Source organism: Oerskovia sp. NPDC056781 (genome assembly GCF_042789955.1).
In the GTDB taxonomy this organism is placed as follows: domain Bacteria; phylum Actinomycetota; class Actinomycetes; order Actinomycetales; family Cellulomonadaceae; genus Oerskovia; species Oerskovia rustica.
In genome coordinates this window covers 1-8,315 of record NZ_JBHUAD010000180.1, presented here as the reverse complement: position 1 = coordinate 8,315, position 8,315 = coordinate 1, and the positions used below count along the sequence as shown (strand labels likewise).

Annotated in this window: 7 protein-coding genes and 2 tRNA genes; 5 read left to right on the top strand and 4 right to left on the bottom strand. The window is 73.4% G+C overall.

What is annotated here, in order from left to right; all coding sequences use genetic code 11:
• Nucleotides 1-112 precede the first annotated feature (112 nt).
• Nucleotides 113-186: transfer RNA gene (locus tag ACFRCR_RS14250), tRNA-Ile, on the bottom strand.
• 63 nt (nt 187-249) lie between these two features.
• Here ACFRCR_RS14250 and ACFRCR_RS14245 point away from each other — a divergent pair.
• Nucleotides 250-756 (top strand): hypothetical protein, encoded by a 507-nt coding sequence (locus ACFRCR_RS14245; protein WP_377678411.1) that lies wholly within the window; start codon nt 250-252, stop codon nt 754-756.
• A 54-nt stretch (nt 757-810) separates the two neighbouring features.
• Nucleotides 811-883 (top strand) — tRNA-Asn (locus tag ACFRCR_RS14240).
• 402 nt (nt 884-1,285) lie between these two features.
• Here ACFRCR_RS14240 and dnaG read toward each other — a convergent pair.
• On the bottom strand, nt 1,286-3,223 hold the full coding sequence (dnaG, locus tag ACFRCR_RS14235; protein ID WP_377678410.1) for a DNA primase: 1,938 nt from the start codon (nt 3,221-3,223) through the stop codon (nt 1,286-1,288).
• 79 nt (nt 3,224-3,302) lie between these two features.
• Nucleotides 3,303-4,184 carry a helix-turn-helix domain-containing protein gene (locus ACFRCR_RS14230; protein WP_377678408.1) on the bottom strand — a complete coding sequence of 294 codons (882 nt, stop codon included), beginning with the start codon at nt 4,182-4,184 and terminating at the stop codon, nt 3,303-3,305.
• Nucleotides 4,185-4,272: 88 nt separating this feature from the next.
• Here ACFRCR_RS14230 and ACFRCR_RS14225 point away from each other — a divergent pair, with 88 nt between their 5' ends.
• The 3 genes from ACFRCR_RS14225 (at nt 4,273) to ACFRCR_RS14215 (ending at nt 6,841) form a co-directional block, all read left to right on the top strand.
• Nucleotides 4,273-4,728, top strand: a complete 456-nt coding sequence (locus ACFRCR_RS14225; RefSeq protein ID WP_377678406.1) for a VOC family protein — start codon at nt 4,273-4,275, stop codon at nt 4,726-4,728.
• A gap of 60 nt (nt 4,729-4,788) precedes the next feature.
• Entirely contained in the window at nt 4,789-5,637 is an 849-nt protein-coding gene (locus ACFRCR_RS14220) for a helix-turn-helix domain-containing protein (RefSeq protein WP_377678404.1), read from the top strand.
• 145 nt (nt 5,638-5,782) lie between these two features.
• Nucleotides 5,783-6,841: an iron-siderophore ABC transporter substrate-binding protein gene (locus ACFRCR_RS14215; protein ID WP_377678403.1), complete on the top strand. Its 1,059-nt coding sequence runs from the start codon at nt 5,783-5,785 to the stop codon at nt 6,839-6,841.
• Between the two features lie 96 nt (nt 6,842-6,937).
• On the opposite strand, the gene ACFRCR_RS14210 is transcribed toward ACFRCR_RS14215, so the two are convergent.
• Nucleotides 6,938-8,203, bottom strand: coding sequence for a deoxyguanosinetriphosphate triphosphohydrolase (locus ACFRCR_RS14210; RefSeq protein WP_377678413.1), 1,266 nt, complete (start codon nt 8,201-8,203; stop codon nt 6,938-6,940).
• Nucleotides 8,204-8,315 lie beyond the last annotated feature (112 nt).

The window sequence follows — 8,315 nt, the reverse complement described above, 5'->3', positions numbered from 1 at the left end:
ACCGAGCCCCGCCCTCTTCGGAGGGCGGGGCTCCTCGCGTCTCGTCGCCGCAGCCCGGCTGCACGGGAGGCCCCGGTCGGGGCCCTGTCGGGTTGCCCAGCACCAGGACGAGTAGGGCAGGTGGGGCTTGAACCCACGACCGGCGGATTATGAGTCCGATGCTCTGACCGACTGAGCTACTGCCCCTCGGCGGACAAGCGTACCGGCAGGCGGGCGCCGGACGGGCGCGCGGGCAGTACCGTGTCTGGCATGGCTCTGTTCGCCCGTAGCTCCCTGCCCGACGACGCCCGCAGGTCCCTGCGTCTCGCCCCGAAGGACGCGGTGCTCGCTTCCGCGCAGCTCGTCGGCGGCTCGTGGGCCGTCGCGACCCGCACCGTCCTGGCCACGACGGGGGACGCCGCGACCTCGCGCCCGTGGTGCGACGTGGACAAGGCGGGCTATGACCCGGCCACCGCGTCGATCACGGTCGAGTGGGTCGACGGCGCCGCTCCCCTGGTCCTGCACCTCGCCGACGCCAAGCGCACCGCGCTGGCCCAGACGGTCCGCGAGCGGGTGCAGTCGTCGGTGGTGCTCGCGGAGGTCGTGACACTCGGTGCCGGGCGTACTGCCAAGGTCGCCGTACGCCGTGACAGCGACGGCTCGCTCTTCTCCCAGGTCGTCGCCGAGGCAGGCGTGGACCTGGACGATGCCCGGACGCGGGCTGTGATCGACGCCGCGGAGGACCGGGTCCGATCGATGTCCGGACTACCCCTCTGATGCTGATAGAGTTTTCCCCGGTCGCCCAACCGGTGAAGATCGGTGGGTGAGCGGTCCCGCGTAGCTCAGCTGGCAGAGCATCCGACTGTTAATCGGACGGTCGTAGGTTCAAGTCCTACCGCGGGAGCAAGAGACGAGGCCCCTGGTCTGCGGAAACGCAGATCAGGGGCTTTCTGCATCTCTCGTGGACGCGGAACGCCCTGGGCTCCCGGACCGACCGTTCTCCAGCGATGTGACGCTCGTCGCACGGCGCCGGACGTGCGCCCAAGACCAGCCGGGCGCACCTCGGGGACCGCCTCTCCAGGCGTGGACGGCTCGACCCGTCGGGGCATGATCGCGACGCGGAACGCGAGGTGACGGTCCATGGTGGCGACGGCACGATACGCACCCAGCAGGAAGGCCACCGCCCCGAACAGGGCCCCGAGCCCGCTGGCGGCGGCGAGCGCCGGCGTCACCCTCGGGCTACGTGCACGTCACCCTCGACGACCGGAGGCGTCACCCTCGGCGGGAGCGCGCAACCCACAGGTCCTCAGACCCGCTCGCGCAGCTCCCGGCGCTCCTTCTCGACCGACAGCAGCTCGGCGAACGCCGCACCGTAGGCGTCGGGGTCGGCGGCCGGGTCGAGGCGTTGGAGGCGGCTCTTGGCGTCCGCGACGCGCCGCGTGAGGCCCAGGTCCACGAATGCCTTGATCACGCCCTGGACGTACCCCTGGATGACGTTCTCGCGGTCCTCGGGCAGCGGCGCGACCGCGAGCTGGTTGACGATGCCCCGCACGGTCTCCGGGGCCTGCTCGATCACGTGCTCGACCCACTGCCCGGCGGGGTGCGCGGCGGCGCCTGCCATGCCCCCGGCGGCCCGGATCGCGTCGTGCACGGCCCGCCAGGCCGGCGTCGCGAACGCGGTCTCGGAGAACGCGTCGAACTCCTCGGCCGGCACGTACTGGGGGTACTGGAGCGCGACGACGAGCGCCTGCCGCTCGAGGCGCGCCACGGGGTCGCGCGGGTCGGGCTGCGCGAAGACGGGGCCCGACGGCGCCGCGGTGGCTGCGTCGTCGGGCCCGGGGGGTGCCGGGCGCACCGGGGCCGGGAGCGTCTGCGGGACCCCGGCCTTGCCCGCCGCCGCGACCGCGCGCCGCACCGACTCCGAGTCCATCCCGATCCAGCCCGCGAGCATGCGCGCGTACTCGGGCCGCAGGGCCGTGTCACGGATGCCCGCGACGACCGGCGCCGCGGCGCGCAGCGCGGCCACGCGCCCCTCGGCGGTGTCGAGGTCGAACGTGGCGAGCGTGGTGCGGATGACGAACTCGAACAGGGGCTGGCGCCCGTCCACGAGCGCCCGCACGCCCTCGGGGCCGCGTGCCATGCGCAGCTCGCACGGGTCCATGCCGCTGGGCTCGACCGCGACGAACGTCTGGGCGTAGAAGCGCTGGTCCTCGCCGAACGCGCGGACGGCGGCCTTCTGACCGGCGGCGTCGCCGTCGAACGTGAAGACGACCTCTCCCCCGAGCGACGCGCCCGACGCGAGCTGGAGCCCGCCGCCCGCGGTCGTGTCCCCCAGGAGGCGGCGCACGATGCGCGCGTGGTCGGTGCCGAACGCCGTGCCGCAGGTCGCGACGGCCGTCGTGACGCCCGACAGGTGCGCAGCCATGACGTCGGTGTACCCCTCGACGACCACGACGCGCTTGTTCTTGGCGATCTCGCGCTTGGCGAGGTCGATCCCGTAGAGCACCTGGGACTTCTTGTAGAGGGTGGTCTCGGGGGTGTTGAGGTACTTGGGGCCCTGGTCCTCGTCGAAGAGCTTGCGCGCACCGAACCCGATGGTCTCGCCCGTGACGTCACGGATGGGCCACACGAGGCGGCCGCGGAAGCGGTCGTAGATGCCGCGCTGGCCCTGGCTCATGAGGCCTGACGCGATCAGCTCCACCTCGGTGAAGCCGCGTCCGCGCAGGTGGCGCAGGAGCGAGTCCCAGCCGGTCGGGGCGAACCCGACGCCGAAACGCTCGGCGTCCGAGCGGTCGAAGCTGCGCTCGGCCAGGAACGTGCGCGCGACCGTGGCGCCGGGCGCGAAGAGCTGCTCGGAGAAGTACTGGGAGGCCACGCGATGGGCCTCGAGCAGGCGCTGGCGCTTGCCGGGCTCCTCGGTGCGGCGCGGACCGCCGCCCTCCTCGTACCGCAGCTGGACGCCCACGCGGTCGGCGAGGTACTCGACGGCCTCGGTGAAGGTCATGCCGTCGATCTTCTGCACGAACGAGATGACGTCGCCGCCCTCGTTGCAGCCGAAGCAGTGCCAGCGCCCCACCTGGGGGCGGACGTGGAAGGACGGGGAGCGCTCGTCGTGGAAGGGGCACAGCCCCTTGAGCGAGCCGACACCCGCAGGCTTGAGGGTCACGTGCGAGGACACGATCTCGTCGATCCTCGCGCGTTCGCGCACCGCGTCGACGTCCTCGCGTCGGATCAGACCTGCCACGTACCCGAGTGTAGGTGCCGCCGCCCACGTGTCACGCCGGGTCTGCGCCCGAGACGGCGCAGGCCGCGCCTCGACCCGCTCAGGAGGACGCGAGCTGCAGCAGCCGGGCCCGCGATTCCGCGCACCGGCGGGCGTACGCGCCGGGGGTGTGACCGGTCACGGAGACGAAGTCCACAGCGAGGTGCGCCTGGTCGTAGTAGCCGACGTCGACCGCGAGCGCCGCGAGGTCCTGCCCGGGGTCGGTGGCCAGGCGCTCCGCGGCGAGGTGGACGCGGTGGCGTTGCAGGACCCACTTGGGCCCGACGCCGACGCGCTCGCCGAGGAGGCGCTGGAGGCTGCGCGTGCTGGTGCCCGCGACGCGCGCGAGGTCGGCGACGCGGGCGTGCGGGCCGAGCTCGCCCGACGTCACGGTGTCCAGCACACGGGAGACCTGCGGCAGCGCGGGGTCGGGGGCGAGCCGGTCGCGCAGGAGGTCCGCGAGGACGCCGACCGCGGCCTCGTCCTGGCCACGATCGGCGAGCGCCAGGGCGCGGTCGCCCGCCTCGTCAGCCCCCGCCCCCAGGGCGCCCGACGCCGGCACGGACGTCCCGCGCGGCACGGCCAGCGCCCCGGGGCGCAGCTTCGCGGCGACGACGACGCCGGCCCCGAGCAGCGTGCGGTCGAACAGCCCGTCGGGGATGCCGTGGGCCGCGAACCCGCTCGGCTCGGCGACGAGGTTGACGCACGGGTGCGGGATCACGGTCTGAGTGAACGACTCCCCGACCGGCAGGTCCCAACGCACGAGCCAGAACCAGTCGACGCGGTCCGCGAGGTCGGCCGGGGCGGGCAGCCGCTCGAGCGCGAACGCCCGGCGCGCGGCCGCCGGGTCCACCACGCCGTACGTGGTGGACGGGACGCGGGGAGCGCCCGGGCCACCGGGGCTGCTCGGGGCGCCGGCGGCGCCCGCGGGTTCGTGTCGCATTCCTCCAAGACTGCCACCGCGTACCGACACGACGATGGAACCGACGCACCACGACCCGGCAGCACCGACCACTGGAGGAACCATGGACATGTCAGCCCTGCACCCGAACCTGGCCGTCTCCGACGCGCGCGCCGCGATCGACTTCTACACCGCGGCGTTCGGCGCCGAGGTCGACGACGTCATCACGGCCGGCGACGCGATCATCCACTCCGACCTGCGCCTGCCCACGGCGTCCGGGTTCTCGACGTTCACGGTCGCCCAGGAGTTCCCGGGCGCGGGGTCGGTGGCACCGGATCCCGAGGGCCCGACCCCCGTGTCGTTCACCGTGCCCGTCCCGGACACCGACGCCGCGTACGCCCGCGCCATCGCCGCGGGCGCGACGAGCACGTCCGAGCCCGCGGACTGGTTCGAGGGCTTCCGCCAGGCCTCGGTGCGGTGCCCGTTCGGGCACCGGTGGTACTTCACGACGGTCGCCGACTCGGTCACGCCCGACGACGTGCAGCGCGCGAGCGACGCCTGGATGAGCGAGCAGCCGGCCGGCTGAGCCGGTCGCCCGGGTCGGCCGATCAGCCGGCCGGGCGGGCACGGGCGGTACCGTCTGCCCATGACGATCGACGAGCACCCCGGGAGCATCCGCCTCTGGGGTGCTCCGTCGTGCCCCGACGAGCCGTGGGTCGAGTACCGGGCCCCCGAGGGCCGTCTCGTCGCGGCCCCCTGGAGCCTCGCGACCATCGTGTTCGAGCCCGGGCACGCACGCGAGTGGCCGGGCGAGGTGCACCACGAGCACGAGCTCGTGTGGTGCGAGGGCGGTCCGCTCGACGTCGAGACCCAGGGGCGCCGCTGGCTCGTCCCGCCGACGCTCGGCATCTGGTTGCCCGCCCGCACCCCGCACAGAGTCCGGGCGGACCCCGACGTGACGGTCTACGCCACCTACCTCAACCCGGACCAGGTTGTCCCCCGGTGGGACAGCGTGGTCGGTGTGCCCGTCACCCCCCTGCTGCGCGAGCTGCTCCTGCACGGCCGCACGGCCGTCATGCCCGACGCGAGCCGCCACAACCTCCAGGCGCTCGCGGTCGAGCAGATCGTGCCGCTGCCCGCCGCGAGCATCGAGCTGCGGATGCCGCGCGACGTGGACCTTCGCCATGTCGCGGAGCGCCTGCTCGCCACCCCGGGGGACGGCCGCTCGCTCGACGCCTGGGCGTCGGAGATCGGCACGAGCCCGCGCACGTTCATGCGCCGGTTCGTCGAGGAGACGGGGCTGTCGTTCGCGCAGTGGCGCATCCTCGCGCGCACGGGCGCGGCTCTCGTGCTGCTCGCCGAGGGCCGCCCGGTCCGCGAGGTCGCGCGCGAGGTCGGGTACTCGAGCCCGAGCACGTTCGTCACGGTCTTCCGCCGTACCACGGGCATGTCGCCTGCCGCGTACGCGCGCCTGCTCGGAGCACCCGGCCACTGAACGTGGCGGGAAATCGGTCATCGCTGGCAGGATTTCTCGATCCCGCCCGGGTTAGCCTCACCTTCGTCCCGCCAACTAAGGCTAGGCTCAACTAACTAACTAACGGGCGCCGCCACGCTGCGAGACGCCCGACGGAGGACCCTTCATGACCCCGACCACTCCCCGCCGTCGCACCGCCCCCCGGCGCCGTCTCCTGGGCGCCGTCGCCGCGTTCACGACCCTGGCCGCGCTCGCGGCCTGCTCGACGGGAGGGACCGGCGGCTCGACGCCGGCCCCCGCGGGCGGAGCCGACGTCGCCACGACGAACCTCGCCGAGGCCGACGCGTTCCCGGTCGAGATCGAGCACACGTACGGCTCGACGACGATCGACGCCGAGCCCCAGCGCGTCGTGACGATCGGATGGAGCAGCCAGGACGCGGTCGTCGCGTTCGGCAAGGTCCCCGTGGGCATCGAGAGGTTCACCGGCCCCGGCATCGAGGACGACATCCTCCCCTGGCTGACCGAGACCTTCGAGGGGGCCACGCCCGAGCTGCTCACGAGCAACCCCGACGTCCCGTTCGAGCAGATCGCGGCCCTGCGCCCCGACGTGATCATCGCCGTCTACTCGGGCATCACCGACACGGCCTACGAGCGCCTCTCCGAGATCGCCCCGACGCTCGCCTTCCCGGGCTCCGCGTGGGAGACGTCGTGGCAGGACCAGACCACGATGATCGGGGCGGCCCTGGGGCAGCCCGCCAAGGCCGACGACCTCGTCGAGGGCGTCGGGACGAAGGTCGCCGAGACGGCGGCGGCCCACCCCGAGCTCCAGGGCGAGACCATCACGTACGCGATGAACGGCGAGGGCGGCCTCATCGTCTTCTGCCCCTCGGACCCGCGCATCGAGCTGCTGACCCAGATCGGGCTCGTCCCGTCCCCGGGCACCCTCACGGCCTGCGGCGCCGAGGACGCGTCGTCGGTCTCGGTCGGCTCCGAGCTCATCCCCACGCTCGACGCCGACGCGTTCATCCTCATCGACGTCGACGAGACGGTCTACGACACCCTCATGGGCAACCCGCTGTTCGCGGCGCTGCCCTCGGTCGTCGACGACCGCGTGATCCGCGTCGTCGGCATGGACTACGCCATGGCGACCTCCGCACCGACCGTCCTGAGCATCCCCTACGCTCTCGACGAGTTCGTCGCCCAGCTCACGACCACCCTCGGCTGAGCACGTCGGGCCGGCCCACGCGCGGCCCCCGCGAACAACACTGCGACGGCCCGGTGCCCGAGGGGGCCGGGCCGTCGTCCAGCAGGTCGGTCCAGGTCAGCGCGGCCCGGAGACCCACCGCTCGTGGAGCTGGTACGCGCTCACGTCGGTGAGCGACGCGACCTGGTCGACGACGACCCGGAGGCGAGCGGCGTCGTCGGGCGCCTCGACCCAGTCCGCCGCGAACGGCGCCTCGAGCGCACCAGGGGCCTTGTCGATGAAGACCCCGACGAGGTCCGCCAGGACCTGCCGCTGCTGGTGGTGCAGCGGCTCCTGCTCACGCGGAGCCATGACGTACGCGACCGCCATGCCCTTGAGCGCGAGGATCTCGGCGGACGTCGCCTCCGGGACGACCAGGCGGGCCGAGTAGCGCGTGAGCGGACCGTCGCCGTACTCCTCGCGCGTCGCGGCCTGCGCCGACCCGCTGAAGCGCCCGATGAGCTGGCTCGTCGAGTCCTTGAGGGCCGCGAGCGCCCGGCGCGAGCCGTCGAACCCGCGCATCAGGTGGCCGGTGGACTCGAGCCGGGAGATCGCGGCGTCGAGCTCGTCCGCGGTGTACGCGTCGCCGTACCAGGCGCGAACCGCGGCCACGACGCGCGCCCGCTCGTCGGGGTCCGCGAGGACCGCGAGGTCGAGCTTGCCGCCCACGATCGCGTCCTCGACGTCGTGCACCGAGTAGGAGATGTCGTCGGCCAGGTCCATGACCTGGGCCTCCATGCACTTGACGTGCGCTGGGGCGCCCTCGCGCAGCCACGTGTAGACGGGCACGTCGTCGGGGTAGACGCCGAACTTGTGCGTCGTGGAGCCGTCCGCGCGCAGCGGACCCTCGCCCCTGCGCCACGGGTACTTGACGCTCGCGTCGAGGCTCGCACGGGTCAGGTTGAGGCCCACGGGCGTGCCGTCCGCGGCGAAGACCTTGGGCTCGAGGCGCGTCAGGAGACGCAGCGTCTGGGCGTTGCCCTCGAAGCCGCCGTGGTCCGCCATGATCTCCGCGAGCGCACGCTCGCCGTTGTGCCCGAACGGCGGGTGGCCCAGGTCGTGGGCCAGGCACGCGGTGTCGACGACGTCCGGGTCGCACCCGAGCGCGCGCCCCATCTCCCGGCCCACCTGCGCGACCTCGAGGCTGTGCGTCAGGCGTGTGCGCACGAAGTCGTCGGAGCCCGGCCCCAGGACCTGGGTCTTGGCACCGAGCCGACGCAGCGCCGAGGAGTGGACCACGCGCGCACGGTCGCGCTCGAAGGGCGTGCGGGCCTTGCTCTTGGGCGGCTCGCGGACCCAGCGCTCGACGTCGTCGGCCGAGTATCCGAGGGCGCTTCCTGGCATCGTGTGGGGCACGGGTCCCACCCTATCGAGGCGAACAGCGCGCGGTGGCGCGCCGTCCCCGCACCGAGAAGTGAGTAGATGCCCCTGATCCGCAGAGATCAGGGGCATCTAC

Coding starts and splice junctions, on each gene's coding strand:
- ACFRCR_RS14245 (WP_377678411.1), top strand. CDS start 250: ATGGCTCTGTTCGCCCGTAGCTCCCTGCCCGACGACGCCCGCAGGTCC.
- ACFRCR_RS14230 (WP_377678408.1), bottom strand. CDS start 4,184: ATGCGACACGAACCCGCGGGCGCCGCCGGCGCCCCGAGCAGCCCCGGT.
- ACFRCR_RS14225 (WP_377678406.1), top strand. CDS start 4,273: ATGTCAGCCCTGCACCCGAACCTGGCCGTCTCCGACGCGCGCGCCGCG.
- ACFRCR_RS14220 (WP_377678404.1), top strand. CDS start 4,789: ATGACGATCGACGAGCACCCCGGGAGCATCCGCCTCTGGGGTGCTCCG.
- ACFRCR_RS14215 (WP_377678403.1), top strand. CDS start 5,783: ATGACCCCGACCACTCCCCGCCGTCGCACCGCCCCCCGGCGCCGTCTC.
- ACFRCR_RS14210 (WP_377678413.1), bottom strand. CDS start 8,203: ATGCCAGGAAGCGCCCTCGGATACTCGGCCGACGACGTCGAGCGCTGG.